The organism is Bradyrhizobium sp. USDA 4449 (assembly GCF_054056275.1).
Genome location: NZ_JBSRYD010000001.1, coordinates 5,914,440 through 5,929,034 on the forward strand (window position 1 = coordinate 5,914,440; position 14,595 = coordinate 5,929,034).

Below are 14,595 nucleotides of genomic sequence, written 5' to 3' on the forward strand. Positions count from 1 at the left end.
GCTCTCTCCCCGTCAATTGAGGCAGATAAGTGACGGGCTCGGCGCTCTTGCGCGATTGCGTGCCTTCATAACGTGGTCGACGAAAAGATCAATGCCGACAAGCGTCTTTGGCCACATCCGGGCGGGCGCCCAGTGAAATCCCTGTGATAGGATTCAGGTCCGGCGGTTCTCGAATCAACGTGTACGAATGTTCATGTTCCAGCGCCTGCGCAAGGGCTCCGGCGCCCGTCTCTGCAGCCTTGTTTTGGTCCTTGCGATACAGGCCCTCGCCGCGACCCCGTCAGCGAACGCGGCGAGGGCCGAGGAAGCGCATGCGATCGCCATGCACGGCAAGCCGGCATTGCCGGCCGATTTCACCCACATGCCCTACGCCAATCCCGATGCCCCCAAGGGCGGCCGTCTGACCTGGGGCATTCTCGGCACCTTCGACAGCCTCAATCCGTTCATCGTGAAGGGATTGGCGGTCCAGCCGATCCGCAGCTACGTGGTCGAGAGTCTTCTGACGCGCGGCCAGGACGAGCCGTTCACGCTCTACGGCCTGCTCGCCAAATCCGTCGAGACCAATGACGAGCGGAGCTACGTCACCTTCCACATCGATCCCCGCGCCCGCTTCTCGGACGGCAAGCAGGTAATGGCAGAGGACGTGCTGTTCTCCTGGCGGCTCCTGCGCGACCACGGCCGCCCCAATCTCAGGCAATATTACGCCAAGGTCGCCAGGGCCGAGGCGAGCGATCCCCTCACTGTCCGTTTCGACCTCACCGGCGCCGATGACCGCGAATTGCCTCTGATCCTCGGCCTGATGCCGATCCTGCCGAAGCACGCGGTTGACGTCGCGACCTTCGAGGAGACGACGCTGTCAGGCCCGATCGCCTCGGGCCCGTACCGCGTCACGGCGGTGAAGCCCGGCGCCAGCGTGACACTGACGCGCAATCCCGATTATTGGGGCCGCGATCTACCGGTCAATCGCGGCCTCTTCAATTTCGACGAGGTCCGGCTCGACTATTATCGCGAGGCCAACGGCCAGTTCGAAGCGTTCAAGCGCGGCCTCTATGATTTCCGCGTCGAGAACGAGCCGCTGCGCTGGCACGACGGTTACGATTTCCCGGCCGCCAAGAACGGCGACGTAATCCGCGACATCATCAAGCCAGGCGTACCGCAGCCCTCCGAATTCCTGGTGTTCAACACGAGACGTCCCGTATTCGCCGACATCCGCGTGCGCCAGGCGCTGACGTTGTTGTTCGATTTCGAGCTGGTCAACCGCAGCTATTTCTTCTCGCTCTACTCACGCGTCGCCGGCTATTTCGCGGGCTCCGACCTCTCGGCCTATGCACGCCCTGCGGATGCACGCGAGCGTGAGCTGCTCAAACCCTTTACCGCGCAGATCCCTGCGGACATCATGGATGGCAGCTACCGCCTTCCCGTCACCGACGGCTCGGGGCGCGACCGCACCACGTTGCGCGCAGCGCTGAAACTGCTGTCCGACGCCGGTTACGATCTCGACGGCACGGTGCTGCGCAACCGCGCGACCAAGGCGCCGTTCATCTTCGAGATGCTGGTGATGACCCGAGACCAGGAGCGCATCGCGCTCGCGTTCCAGCGTGACCTCAAGCGCGCCGGCATCGAGGCAAGCGTGCGCGCCGTCGATCCCGTGCAGTTCGATCAGCGCCGGCTGGCCTACGAGTTCGATATGATCGAGAACCGCTGGGACCAGTCGCTGTCGCCCGGTAACGAGCAATATTTCTACTGGGGCAGCGCAGCCGCGGACAGTCCGGGCACCCGCAACTACATGGGCGCCAAGGACCCCGCGGTCGATGCCATGATCAAGGCGCTGCTGGAGGCCCGCGATCATACGGACTTTGTCTCGGCGGTACGGGCGCTCGACCGTGCCCTGATCGCCGGCTTCTACACAATCCCCCTGTTTAACGTATCCGAGCAATGGATCGCGCACTGGAATCGGATAGAACGACCATCGACCACCGCGCTTTCGGGCTATCTGCCGGAGACCTGGTGGGCGAAGCGTGAGCCTCAAGCCAGTCCAGCGAAGTGACGCCGTGAACCAGCCAGCCGTATCGCCGACGCTCGACACGCTGTTCCAGCGGACCCTGATGCGGCAACCGCACGCGCCCGCCCTACTCGATCCCCTCAACAAATTCCGCATCACCGGACATCAGCCACGACGGCTGACCTATGCCGAAGCCGACACCGCCATCGAGGCGCTGTCGGCGCATTTCGTCGAATCGGGCCTGCCCGCCAATTCGGTGATCGCGATCCAGCTGCCCGCGACGGTCGAATTCGTGCTGACGGTGCTCGCCGCCCATCGCGCCGGTCTCGTGGTTGCCGTGTTGCCGCTGCTGTGGCGGCAGGCGGAACTTGCGGCCGCGCTCAACCGCACCGCGGCGCGCGCCATCGTCACCATGAGCAAGCTCGACGGCGTCAGCTATGCCGATCTTGCGATGCATGCAGCCGCCGAAGCCTTCTCGATCCGCCACGTCTTCGGCTTCGGGGCTGAACTGCCCGAAGGCATGGCCTCGCTCGACGACGTGCTGGCGCGGCCACCCGGCACCACGCGCGCCGTGATTCAGGACGGCCGCAAGGCGGCGATGATCTCCTTCGACGTCACGGCGGAGGGCTTTCGCCCGGTGCCGCGGCCGCATTTCAGCCTGATCGCGGGAGGGCTCGCGATGTCGCTGGAAGCCGACATCCAGCAGGGCGCAACCGTGATGTCGGCCTTCACGCCGATGTCGTTCGCGGGCCTCGCGTCCTCGCTCGCGGTTTGGCTGCTCTGCGGCGGCGCGCTGGCGCTGCATCATCCGTTCGACAGCGAGGTGCTGGAGCAGCAGATCAACGAGCACGAATGCGACGTGCTGATCGCGCCGGCGCAGCTCGCGCTGCGGCTTGGCGATTCCGGGCTCGCCGCGCGGATGCCGACCTTGCGCAACGTCCTCGGGCTCTGGCGCGCGCCGGAGCAGGTGGCGGCAAGCGAAGCCTGGATCGCACCGCATGCGCCGCTCACGGATGTCTATCTGTTCGGCGAGGCCGGCCTGTTCGGCGCAAGGCGTGGCGAGGACGGCATGCCTGTCACCGTCATGCCCGGCCCGCACGGCGCTCCGCGCGAGCAGTCGGGGTCCTCGATCGCAGGCGAGATCCTGCTGACGCCGAAGGGCACGCTCGGCCTTCGCGGCCCCATGATACCGATCGCGGCCTATGCGCCGCCGCAGCCGGTCGGCGAGACGCTGACCGCACAACCGCCGCGCGATTATGTCGACACTGGCTATGCCGCGCGGATCGACCGCGCCAGCGGCGCGATCTGCATTACCGCGCCGCCATCAGGCATTATGGCCGTCGGCGGCTACCGCTTCCTCTCCAACGACCTCCAGGAATGGGCCCGCCGCCTCGGCCAGGGCGCGCTGCTCACCGCCCTGCCCGACCGCCTCTCCGGTCATCGCCTGGCGGGCCGGGCCCAGGACAATGCCCGCGCCCGCGAGGCGCTCAGCGAACTCGGGCTTAACCCCCTGATGGTCGAGGCTTTTCGCGACCGTTCCGGGTCGGTCTAGGCGCAGTTTCGCCTCATACATTGACGCTGCATTAAGGCGGCCGGACTAGATTGCGCGGCATCGATTGCGTGATCAGAGTCTTTTTGATGTCCCAGACAGGCCCCATTCTGTTTGTGTCCGATGCCGAGCGCCCCGCCTTCATTGCGGCGCTGGACGATGCACGTCTTTTTCCGGTCGTCGATAGCGATTGGGCCAGCGCCGCGCGTGCCGTCGAGCAGGTGCAGCCGGCCGCCGTCCTCGCCGCGATGTACGGCGGGCACGAACCCCATATGCCGCTGCTGGCGAAGACAATCGCCGGTCAGCCGCTTTATCTTCCGCTGGTCGCGCTCGATGCACACGGGTCGCTGCCTTACAACGCGCTGCCATTCTCCACGCGCGGCAACACCGCCGAACGCCTGATCGCACGCCTGCGCGCGGCGATCCGCGTGCGCACGCTGCACGCCACGGTGCTGCGCCGCCTGCCGGAGACGAAAGTCGCGCTGCCGGAAACCGACCCGGTGCGCGATGGCATCGTGCTCCTGATCGGCCGTGGCGCCGCCTACCCTGCGCTCTCGGTCGCGCTTGGCGAACGCACCGGCGTCGTCGGCGCGCTCTCGATCGAAGCCGCGGCAAAGCACCTCAACACCCGTGACATCGACGGCGTCGTGCTGTCCGACGGTTTCACCCCGCGCGTCATTGATGCCTTCCTCACGGTGCTCGCGGAGGACACGCGCTTCCGCAATCTGCCCGTGGTGGTTACGGCGCACCAGCTGACCCGGAGCTACGATCTGCCCAATCTCGAGCTGATCGCGGGCGAGCCCGCCAAGGTCGCCGCCAATGCGTTGCCGCTCATTCGCCAGCACGCGATGGAGGTGCAACTCGGCCGCACGCTGCGCTCGATCGACGCCGGCGGCTGGCTCGATCCGCGCAGCGGTCTCTTGACGGTGGAAGCCTTCGCCCGCGACTTTTCAAAGGCCGTGGAGGAGACTCTCGCCCGCGGCGGCGGCCTGTCGGTGGCGCGTTTCGCCTTCGATCCCGGCAATCCCCGCGCGCAACTCGATGCCGCGCGCATCCTCAGCCGCCTGATGCGGCAGATGGACTTTGGCGCGGCGCAGAAGGACGGCTCGGTGATCGTGGTGTTCGCCGAGACCGACTTCCGCACGGCACACATGATCGCCCGCCGCCTCTCGGCGGTCATGAAGCACACCTCGAACGGCAAGCACGAGATGCGCAGTGATCCCGTGGTCTCGGTGGATTCGCTGTCGCCGTCCGATACGGCACGGTCGTTGTTGGCCCGGCTGTCGGCGGATGCGTCACGGGCAGCGTCGTAATTCGACGAAGGCGGCCCGCTCACGAGCCCCCGGTCTCAGGTGATATTCGCCTCAAGCGCCTTCAGTTCGTCGGCTGCGCAAATGATCGCGTCACGGATCTTCAGAAAATAGTCGGCGTCGATACGAGATGTCAGCCAATCCATCTCGCCCCTGTAGCCATGCTCTCCCTCTTTCCGGATGACGCCTTCGCCGACCAGGGCGTCGAGGCAGCGACGGACGTTCGACCGCGGCAGGCCTAGTCGCTTGGACAGCTCCGACGCGTTCAGCGGTGGCGCGCCGAGATCGTCGGCGACACGAATGGCCAGGCAGACCAGAAGCTCTTCAAACACCGCACCGATGTGCTTGCGAGGATAGCCGCTGCGCATCGCGACGAATCCCGCAACGGTCAGGCGGCCGATGATCGCTGATTGCTTGTGCCGCTTGGCCAATGCCGCATCTGAATCTGCTATCGTTTCACTGGCCATTTTCGCCACCTCAATTTTTGCTTGCGAAGGCGTGTTTACGCGGAGCATGCTGTGGTTGCAAAGCATAGCCATGTTGGCGTGCGAGACACATGACGATGCATCGAAATCTGAGACAAGCCTTCGAGAACGAGCGGCTTTTTACAATTGGCGTGGTCAGCCTCGGCTTGGTGCCGGTCGCAATATTGGTCATCGTTCTTCTGGAGAGGTGATCAACGGATCGCATCGCGCGCAGCGTCCTAGCCATCCGCTCGCAAGCCACCAAAGACAATATCCGCCCCTTAAGCGCGCCCATTGGATTTCGCTTTGGTCGCCGAAGCGGAAGCGCGCGCCGGAGCTGCCAGGAGAAACCCGACAGAGTGAAGCGCGGCGCAGCGATATCGTGCTGCGCCGCCTTCTGGGAATACCACGGGGCTACGCCGCCTTCTTGCTCTTCGCGAGCTGCGCCAATTGCCGCATGATCTCGGTGGTGCCGGCGAGGCGCTCTTCCGGCGTCTCCCAGTCCTGCAGGAACACCACCTTCATGTCGGGCCGCACCTTGGCGGCCTGGCCGTGGCTCTTGATGAACGACACCAGGCGATCGGGATAGGCGAAGGAATTGTCGCGGAAGGTGATAACGGCGCCCTTCGGGCCGGCATCGATCTTCTCGACATTGGCCTGGCGGCAAAACGCCTTGATCGCGGCGACCTTGAAGAGATAGCGGACTTCGTCCGGCAGCACGCCGAAACGATCGCGCATCTCGGCGCCAAAATTCTCGATTTCCTCCTCGCTGTCGAGATCGGCGAGACGCCGATACAGCGACAGCCGCACCGAGAGATCGCCGACATAATCCTCCGGAATGAGCACTGGCATGCCGATGGTGATCGTCGGCGACCAGCGGTCGGCGGCGGGCTCCGAAACACCGGCCTTGAGGTTGACGATCGCCTCCTCGAGCATCGATTGATAGAGTTCGAATCCAACCTCCTTGATGTGACCGGATTGCTCCTCGCCAAGCAGATTGCCGGCGCCGCGGATATCGAGGTCGTGCGAGGCGAGCTGGAAGCCGGCGCCCAGCGTCTCCAGCGATTGCAGCACGGTGAGCCGGCGCTCGGCCTGCGCCGTGATCTTCTGCTGCGCCGGGAGCGTGAACAGCGCATATGCCCGCAGCTTGGAACGGCCGACACGGCCGCGGAGCTGGTAAAGCTGTGCAAGGCCGAACATGTCGGCACGGTGCACGATCAGCGTGTTGGCGTTGGGGATATCCAGTCCGGATTCCACGATCGTGGTCGACAGCAGGATGTCGAACTTGCCGTCGTAGAACGCGGTCATGATATCCTCGATCACGGCGGGCGGCATCTGCCCGTGCGCGACCGCGACTTTCATCTCCGGCACGTTCTTGTCGAGGAAGTCCTTGACCTCGGCGAGATCGTCGATGCGCGGCACCACGTAGAACGCCTGACCACCGCGATAGCGCTCGCGCAGCAGCGCCTCACGGATCATCAGCGGATCATGCGGGGCGACGAAGGTGCGGACGGCGAGACGGTCGACCGGGGGCGAGGCGATGATCGAGAGTTCGCGGACGCCCGTGAGCGCCAATTGCAGCGTGCGCGGGATCGGCGTTGCCGACAGCGTCAGCACGTGCACCTCGGAACGCAACGCCTTCAGCCGCTCCTTGTGCGTGACGCCGAAATGCTGCTCTTCGTCGACGATGACGAGGCCGAGGTCGCGGAACTTGATCGCCTTGCCGAGCAGCGCGTGGGTGCCGACGACGATGTCGACGGAACCGTCGGCAATGCCCTTCTTGACCTGGTTCAGCTCCTTGGTCGCGATCAGGCGCGAGGCCTGCGCCACGTTGACAGGAAAGCCCTTGAAGCGCTCGGTGAACGTTTTGGCGTGCTGGCGCGCCAGAAGCGTGGTCGGCACCACGACCGCAACCTGCTTGCCTTCGAGCGCAACGGCGAACGCTGCCCGGAGCGCAACCTCGGTCTTGCCGAATCCGACGTCGCCGCAGATCAGCCGATCCATGGGACGGCCGAGCTCGAGGTCCTTCAGGGTGGACTCGATGGCGCCCAGCTGGTCCTCGGTCTCGTCATAGGGGAACCGCGCGCAGAACTCGTCGTACAGGCCCTGCTGCACCGGCAGCTTGGGCGCTTCGTGCAAATGGCGCGCGGCGGCGATCTTGATCAGCTCGCCCGCGATCTCGCGGATGCGGTTGTTGAGTTTTGCTTTTCGCGTCTGCCAGCCGGAACCGCCCAGACGATCGAGCTCGACCGTGGTCTGGTCGGAGCCGTAGCGCGACAGCAGCTCGATGTTCTCGACCGGCAGAAACAGTTTTGTTTCGGCGGCATAATGCAGCTCGAGACAATCATGCGGCGCGCCGGCGACGTCGAGCGTTTGCAAGCCAATGAAGCGGCCGATGCCGTGATCGACGTGAACGACGATGTCGCCGGCAGTGAGGCTCGTCACCTCCGAGATGAAATTGTCGAGCTTGCGGCTGGCCTTGCGCGGACGCACCAGGCGGTCGCCGAGAATGTCCTGCTCGCTGATGACAGCGATCTCGTCGGTCTCGAAGCCGCTCTCGAGCCCAAGCACCGCGAGCATGGTCTCGTTGCGCGGGGTCGCCTGCACCGTGCGCCAGCTGTTGACGCTGGTGGTGTGAGCCAGCTTGTGGTCGCGCAGCATCGAGGTCATGCGGTCGCGCGAGCCTTCGCTCCAGAGCGCGATCACCACCTTCTTGCGTTGGGCCTGCAACGCCATGACGTGGCTGACGACGGACTCAAACACGTTGACGGTGCTGTCGTTACGTTCAGGCGCAAAATCGCGGCCCTTGCGAGCGCCGGCATCGACCACGCTGGTGCCGTCGCTCGGCACCGAGAACGCCGTCAGCCGGATCAGGGGCATGTCGCGTTCGCGTCTGGTCCACTCTTCGTCGGTCAGATAGAGCCGATCGGGCGGCAGCGGCTTGTAGATGGCACCGCCGCCCGGATGCTCCATCGCGTCGCGGCGGGCTTCGTAATAGTCCTGGATCTGCTTGAAGCGCTCGCGGACGGCGTCCTCGGCCTGCGGCTCGATCGCAACGGCCGCACCCTGCAGATAGTCGAACAGCGTGTCCATCCGGTCCTGGAACAGCGGCAGCCAGTGCTCCATGCCGGGGTGGCGACGGCCCTCGCTGACCGCCTCGTAGAGCGCATCATCGCGCTCGGGTGCGCCGAACTCGGCGACATAGCCCATACGGAAGCGCCTGATCGTGTCGGTGACGAGCTGGAATTCGGAAATCGGCACCAGATCCAGCGAGCGCATGTCGAGCAGCGTGCGCTGGGTCTCGGCATCGAAGGAGCGGATCGATTCCAGGCTGTCGCCGAAGAAGTCGAAGCGGACGGGCTGCTCGAGGCCGGCCGGAAACAGGTCGAGGATGCCGCCGCGCACGGCGTATTCGCCGGGCTCGCGTACGGTGGAGGAACGGTTGTAGCCGTTGTGCTCCAGCCAGGCGACGACGGTGTCCATCGGCACGACATTGCCGGGCGCGACCGACAGCGCCTGCGCTGCGACCAGCTCGCGCGCGGGCACGCGCTGCACGGCGGCGTTCACGGTGGTCAGTACGATCAGCGGCTTGTCGCTGCCGGTGAGCGCGGCCAGTCGCGCCAGCGTGGTCAGGCGTTGCGCCAAAATGCCGCCATGCGGCGAGACGCGGTCGTAGGGCTGGCAGTCCCAAGCCGGAAAGGTCAGCACCGGCAGATCAGGTGCAAAGAATTGCAGGGCGCGTTCGAGCTGCTGCATCCGCGCGCCGTCGCGGCAGACCACCGCAAGACTGACGGCCGGCTTCTTCGGCCGGGCCGCAATGGCGCGCGCGAGATCGGAGACGACGAGGCCTTCGGCGCCCTCCGCGACATTGGCAAGCGTCAGCGCGCGGCCGGGCGTCAGCAGCTCGGCCGGAGATTTCATGCCCTGCTTCATACGCTGTCGTCCGCGATCGGATAGGCCTTGATCCGGGTAAACAGCGCACCGGTGACGTCGGCTGGCAGCAGCTTGTCACCCGTGATGGCCGCGTAGAGATCGGGATCATTGACATCGAGCAGGGTCTCGAGCTCGGTCAGCTCCGCATCCGACAGGTTACCGATCTCGGCGTCGGCAAAGCGGCCGAGGATCAAATCCATCTCGCGCGTGCCGCGGTGCCAGCAGCGGAACAGAAGCCGCTTGCGGCGGTCGTCCAGCCCGTTGCTCGATCGTGTCGTTCCCGTCATGTCTCAAATCCAGTCAAACGCCGAAAGCCCGGACGTGCCGGGCCGGGGTGATATAGCCACTCGGACCCTGCGTGTCAGCCCTCGATTTGGCATGGCCGCACCCGTGCGGGGCGTTTCGAAAAAAGACGTGGATGCCCGGCATAAAGCCGGGCATGACGGGCCGAAACGATCCTAGATTCGCTCCCATGCGCCCTAGCCTGCTCAATCCGCTGTTTGCTCCCGTGACCAGCCTGCCCGGCGTCGGTCCGAAGCAGGACAAGCTGCTGCAATATCTGCTCAGCCGGAGCGAGACGCCGCGGCTGGTGGACCTCCTGCTGCATCTGCCGAGCCAGGTCATCGACCGCCGGGCGCGCCCGAAAATCCGCGACGCGGTCCAGGGAACCATGGTGACGCTGGAGGTCGTCGTCGACCGCCACCGCCCGCCTCCACCGCGCAATTCACGCGCACCGTATCTGGTCTATGCCAGCGACGAGACCGGCGACGTCGTGCTGACGTTCTTCCGCGCCAAGCCCGGCTATGTCGAGAAGCTGCTGCCAACAGGCGAGAAGCGCTTCGTCTCCGGCACATTGCAAATGTATGACGGCATCCCGCAGATCGTGCATCCCGACCGCGTCCTCGACGAGGAGGCGATCTCAAAGCTCTCAGGGATTGATCCCGTCTATCCCCTCACCGAGGGTCTCGCACTCGGCTCGCTCCGCCGCGCGGTCGCGCAGGCGTTGCAGAAGCTGCCGGCCTTGCCGGAATGGATCAGTCCGGAGGTGCTGCGCCGCTGCGATTTCCCGCCTGTCACGGAAGCGTTCCAGCGCGTGCATCAGCCGGTCGAGCTCACGGATATCCTGCCCGACCAACGCTACTGGTCCCGCCTCGCCTTCGACGAGCTGCTCGCCGGACAGCTCGCGCTCGCTTTGATCCGCGCCCAGCTGCGCCGTCCCGCCGGCGTGCGCAATGCCGGTGACGGTCATCTGCGCAACGAGATCATCGATGCGCTGCCTTATGCGTTGACGCCCTCCCAGCGCAACGCCACGGCGGCCATCGCCGACGACCTGAAGCAGCCGGTGCGCATGCTCCGCCTGCTTCAGGGCGACGTCGGCTCCGGCAAGACCGTGGTGGCGCTGCTCGCGGCTGCGGCGGTGGCCGAGGTCGGCAAGCAAGCCGCGCTGATGGCCCCCACCGAAATCCTGGCGCGCCAGCACATCAAGACCATTGCTCCGCTCGCCGAGCGCGCCGGCCTGCGGGTCGCGATCCTCACAGGCCGGGAAAAGGGCAAGGAGCGGCGCGAGCTGTTGGCGCAGCTCGAAGCCGGCGAGATCGATCTGCTCGTCGGCACCCATGCGCTGATCCAGGACGATGTGATCTTCCACGACCTCGCGCTTGCCATCGTCGACGAGCAGCACCGCTTTGGCGTGCGCGAGCGGCTGGCGCTGACCTCGAAGGGCGACGCGGTCGACGTGCTGGTGCTGAGCGCCACACCGATCCCGCGCACGCTGGTGCTGACTTATTTCGGCGACATGGACATCTCCGAGCTCCGAGAAAAGCCGGCAGGCCGCCAGCCGATCGACACCCGTGCCGTCGCGATGAGCCGGCTCGGTGAGGTCATGGACGGGGTCGGCCGTGCACTCGCATCAGGCAAGCTGGTGTACTGGATCTGCCCGCTGGTCGAGGAATCCGAGGCCGAAGGCACCGAGCATCTCACCAACGCGACGAAACGTTTCGAGAGCCTGCAAAAGCGCTTCGGCGACCGCGTCGGCCTCGTTCACGGCCAGATGAAGGGCTCCGAGAAAGATCGCGTCATGGGCCAGTTCGCGGCCCACGAGATCGGGCTTCTGGTCGCGACGACAGTGGTCGAGGTCGGCGTTGACGTGCCGGCCGCCACCATCATGGTGATCGAGAACGCCGAGCGTTTTGGCCTTGCCCAGCTGCACCAGCTCCGCGGCCGCATCGGACGCGGCACGGAGGCTTCGACCTGCATTTTGCTCTACAGCGAGCCGCTCGGCGAAATGTCGAAGGCGCGGCTGAAGGTGATCCGGGAGACCACAGACGGTTTTCGCATCGCGGAGGAAGATCTGAAGCTGCGCGGCGAAGGCGATGTGCTCGGCATCCGCCAGAGCGGCCTGCCCGGCTACCGCATCGCGCGGTCGGAGGTCCACGGTCAGCTCATCACCCAGGCTCGTGACGAGGCGCTGCGCATCCTGAAAGATGATCCGAAGCTGAAAGGCGAGCGCGGCGAAGCGCTACGCTGCCTGCTGTATCTTTATGAGCGGGACGAGGCGATTCCGCTGATCGGGGCGGGTTGAGGATCAAAAGTTTGGAACAAAAGTTCCTTCCGCTGGTTCCAACAAACCGTAGTTGCTAGCTGCCAGCCAGTCGAGGCAAGCATGGCCTGGGGGATGAGCGTGCGTGTCTTGCGGCGTCGAACGGCAAGATGGATGAGGCGATCCCTTCGGACCTGGCCAGTTTCAACCTATCTGTTGCTGCTCGCGCTCATCACCGCAATTCCCGTCGCGGCCTGCGCGGCGTTTCTCGCCTATCATTTCGTGGCGGAATCCTCCCAGCTCACGAAGGCCGATTATGAAGACAGGCTTCGCCTCATGCGGAATGCGGCGGAGCTTCGGGTGGCGAACATCATCGAGGATCTGCAGGTCCTTGCTCTCTCCCCTTCGCTCTCGCGGCAGAATTTCGCGGAATTCAGAGAGCACGCCATCGAGGCGGTGAAGCTGATCGGCGGGGTGGCCATTGTCCTCTACGCGCCAGATGGCCAGCAGGTCGTCAACACGCGTCTTGAGCTCGATGCACGCCTGCCGAAGCGCGTCGCATTCGACGTCGAGCGCCGGGCGATCGAAACGGGCCAACCACAGGTGTCCGGACTTCAGCGCGCCGTGGTCGATGGTCAGCCGATCGTCACCATCGCCGTTCCGGTCCGCATCGGCGGCGACATCCGTTACGCGCTCAACATCGGACTATCGACGAAATATCTGTCCTCGTTGATGGACGAATACGTCTCCGCCGGGATGGTCGGCAGCATCGCCGATGCCAACGGAATTCTGCTGGCACGGCGTCCCTTGGTCGATGGCGACGACCTGGTAGGCCGGCAAACCATCCCGGAGGTGATGGCACATCTCGGCCAACCTTCCGCCTGGTGGGTCAAAGCCGTGTCGCGGACGGGCGTTCCGACCTACACATCCATGTTGCGATCCAATCAAAGCGGTTGGTCGATCAATCTTGCCGTTCCTCGCGAGGTCATCGATGGCCCGCTGCATCGGACAGCCGAGTGGATCGTTGCGCTGACTCTTCTAACGTTCGCGCTGGGATTGGCGCTGGCGCGATTGCTGTCTCGCCGCTTCCTGGCGGAATTCGCCGATCTCGAACGATATGTCGCCGGTTTGCGCTCGGGTGCCCTGGCGCCAAAGCTGGGCACGATCAGCGAAGTCAACCGGATGAAGAAGGTCCTGCATCAAGTCGGAAGCGAACTCGCCGGCGCCTTGAAGCAGCAGAAGGCGCTGCTGGACGAGATCAATCACCGGGTGAAGAACACGCTCGGGACCGTCCAGTCGATCGCCCGCCTGTCCCGTGCAAGCTCAAATGATCTCAACGAATACGCAGCCGCATTCGAAGGTCGGCTTCTGGCGCTTTCGCACGCCTACAATCTCCTCACTGAAAACAACTGGGTTGGCGTGAGCCTGGTGTCTGTCATCAAGCAGACGCTGGCCCCCTACGCGGGTCCCGAACGTCTCGAGATCGATGGTCCAGATATCCTGTTGCCGCCCAAGCTCGCTCTGGCAATCTCAGCCGCGCTCCAGGAGCTCAGCACGAATGCCGCGAAATATGGCGCGTTCTCCGTCCCGTCGGGGAAGCTGCAAATATCCTGGACGGTCGACGAGAAGGGCCTCGTTCGCTTGTGCTGGGCCGAGCGAGAGGGCCCGCTGGTCCGCAAGCCCACGCGTCGCGGCTTCGGAACGAAGATGATCAGCGGGATGTTTGCCGGCGAAGCCGGCTGGTCGGTGAGCCTGGATTTCAATCCCGGCGGACTTCGTTGCGTGATGCAGTTCTGGTCGACCGACCGAGCCGACCAGGATCTGACGCTGATGGAAGCGAGCTGATTGGCCTTCCGCTCACGGCGGAGAGCACGACGGCTAGGTTTTCTTCTGCGCAACAGATGCCGCAAACGCCTTCAGCAGCGCGGCATCGACCGCCTCGCCCTTCGCGTCCCCGGCCAGATGCTCGAACCATTTGGCGAAGCCCTCGTAGATCCGGCTCGCGGGATGATCCGGTCCGAGAAAGCCGGAGATCTCGCGCATCTCCGCGACCCAGCGATAGGCCTTCGGGATCATGTCGGGCAGCGCGACCTCGAGCCGCGCCAGGATGGCGGGCTGGCTCAGCGCGAGTTCGTCGCGGAGCGCGTCCGCGGCGCCTGCTTTGGTTGCTGCCACGACCATGGCCGAGCCAATCCCGGCAAGACCCTTGACGATCCCGGCATAGGACATCTTGAGCGCGGAGGCCGCACCGACCGGGCCTTCGACGACGCGGATGTCGAGCCCGAGATCCTTCAGCACGACAACGTCCCTGGCATGCCCACCGGACAAATAGAACGCCGGGCTCTTGCCGCCCGGCTGCGGCGGGAAGCCGATGATCCCGCCGTCGACGAACGGCGCCTGCGCCGAGCCGATGATCTGCTCGATGCGCTTCACCGTTTCGACGTTGACGGCGTTGCAGTCGACCACGACAGGCTTCTTCGCGCGCTTGACGATGAGCGCGGCAAGCCGCTCGGCGAGCGCCACCGCCTCGCCCGGCGGCACGATTGAGAGGATGATGTCGGCGTCCGCGATCGCATCGTCCCCGGCGTCGACCATGCCGGCATCCGCAGCCCGCTTCAACGTCGCCTCGCTTCGCCCCTCCAACGACGTCAGCACGCGCGCGCCGCTCTCGCTCAGGCGGCGGGCCACCGCGCTGCCCATGGCACCGGGCGCGAGGATCGCAATGGTCTTTGACGACTTGGACATCGAGGCACTCCGGTTCGAATTCCGCGCGCTGCGCTCAGTTCGACCGGAACAAT

9 protein-coding genes are annotated in these 14,595 nt (G+C 65.1%); 5 read left to right on the forward strand and 4 right to left on the reverse strand.

Features of this window, described 5'->3' with window-relative positions:
- Nucleotides 1–187 precede the first annotated feature (187 nt).
- The 3 genes from ACVIIW_RS27620 (at nucleotide 188) to ACVIIW_RS27630 (ending at nucleotide 4,864) form a co-directional block, all read left to right on the forward strand.
- Entirely contained in the window at nucleotides 188–2,047 is a 1,860-nt protein-coding gene (locus ACVIIW_RS27620; protein WP_456703625.1) for an extracellular solute-binding protein, read from the forward strand.
- A 4-nt stretch (nucleotides 2,048–2,051) separates the two neighbouring features.
- On the forward strand, nucleotides 2,052–3,554 hold the full coding sequence (locus ACVIIW_RS27625) for an AMP-binding protein (RefSeq protein WP_456703626.1): 1,503 nt from the start codon (nucleotides 2,052–2,054) through the stop codon (nucleotides 3,552–3,554).
- An 86-nt stretch (nucleotides 3,555–3,640) separates the two neighbouring features.
- Nucleotides 3,641–4,864, forward strand: coding sequence for a GGDEF domain-containing protein (locus ACVIIW_RS27630; protein ID WP_456703627.1), 1,224 nt, complete (start codon nucleotides 3,641–3,643; stop codon nucleotides 4,862–4,864).
- 35 nt (nucleotides 4,865–4,899) lie between these two features.
- Here the strand turns inward: ACVIIW_RS27630 and ACVIIW_RS27635 are convergent, their stop codons facing one another.
- The 3 genes from ACVIIW_RS27635 to ACVIIW_RS27645 form a co-directional block, all read right to left on the reverse strand.
- Nucleotides 4,900–5,328, reverse strand: coding sequence for a helix-turn-helix domain-containing protein (locus ACVIIW_RS27635; RefSeq protein ID WP_456703628.1), 429 nt, complete (start codon nucleotides 5,326–5,328; stop codon nucleotides 4,900–4,902).
- 411 nt (nucleotides 5,329–5,739) lie between these two features.
- Entirely contained in the window at nucleotides 5,740–9,258 is a 3,519-nt protein-coding gene (gene mfd, locus ACVIIW_RS27640; protein ID WP_456703629.1) for a transcription-repair coupling factor, read from the reverse strand.
- Nucleotides 9,255–9,545: an FAD assembly factor SdhE gene (locus tag ACVIIW_RS27645; RefSeq protein ID WP_456703630.1), complete on the reverse strand. Its 291-nt coding sequence runs from the start codon at nucleotides 9,543–9,545 to the stop codon at nucleotides 9,255–9,257. Before ACVIIW_RS27645 ends, mfd begins: the two co-directional genes overlap by 4 nt.
- Before the next feature lie 185 nt (nucleotides 9,546–9,730).
- On the opposite strand from ACVIIW_RS27645, the gene recG reads away from it, so the two are divergent.
- Complete coding sequence (recG, locus tag ACVIIW_RS27650; RefSeq protein ID WP_456703631.1) at nucleotides 9,731–11,839, forward strand: ATP-dependent DNA helicase RecG; 2,109 nt, start codon at nucleotides 9,731–9,733, stop codon at nucleotides 11,837–11,839.
- Nucleotides 11,840–11,971: 132 nt separating this feature from the next.
- On the forward strand, nucleotides 11,972–13,642 hold the full coding sequence (locus ACVIIW_RS27655) for a sensor histidine kinase (RefSeq protein ID WP_456703632.1): 1,671 nt from the start codon (nucleotides 11,972–11,974) through the stop codon (nucleotides 13,640–13,642).
- A 33-nt stretch (nucleotides 13,643–13,675) separates the two neighbouring features.
- Here ACVIIW_RS27655 and ACVIIW_RS27660 read toward each other — a convergent pair whose 3' ends face one another.
- Complete coding sequence (locus tag ACVIIW_RS27660) at nucleotides 13,676–14,542, reverse strand: DUF1932 domain-containing protein (RefSeq protein WP_456703633.1); 867 nt, start codon at nucleotides 14,540–14,542, stop codon at nucleotides 13,676–13,678.
- Between the last annotated feature and the right edge of the window lie 53 nt (nucleotides 14,543–14,595).

Coding starts and splice junctions, on each gene's coding strand:
- ACVIIW_RS27620 (WP_456703625.1), top strand. CDS start 188: ATGTTCATGTTCCAGCGCCTGCGCAAGGGCTCCGGCGCCCGTCTCTGC.
- ACVIIW_RS27630 (WP_456703627.1), top strand. CDS start 3,641: ATGTCCCAGACAGGCCCCATTCTGTTTGTGTCCGATGCCGAGCGCCCC.
- ACVIIW_RS27635 (WP_456703628.1), bottom strand. CDS start 5,328: ATGGCCAGTGAAACGATAGCAGATTCAGATGCGGCATTGGCCAAGCGG.
- mfd (WP_456703629.1), bottom strand. CDS start 9,258: ATGAAGCAGGGCATGAAATCTCCGGCCGAGCTGCTGACGCCCGGCCGC.
- ACVIIW_RS27645 (WP_456703630.1), bottom strand. CDS start 9,545: ATGACGGGAACGACACGATCGAGCAACGGGCTGGACGACCGCCGCAAG.
- recG (WP_456703631.1), top strand. CDS start 9,731: ATGCGCCCTAGCCTGCTCAATCCGCTGTTTGCTCCCGTGACCAGCCTG.
- ACVIIW_RS27655 (WP_456703632.1), top strand. CDS start 11,972: ATGAGGCGATCCCTTCGGACCTGGCCAGTTTCAACCTATCTGTTGCTG.
- ACVIIW_RS27660 (WP_456703633.1), bottom strand. CDS start 14,542: ATGTCCAAGTCGTCAAAGACCATTGCGATCCTCGCGCCCGGTGCCATG.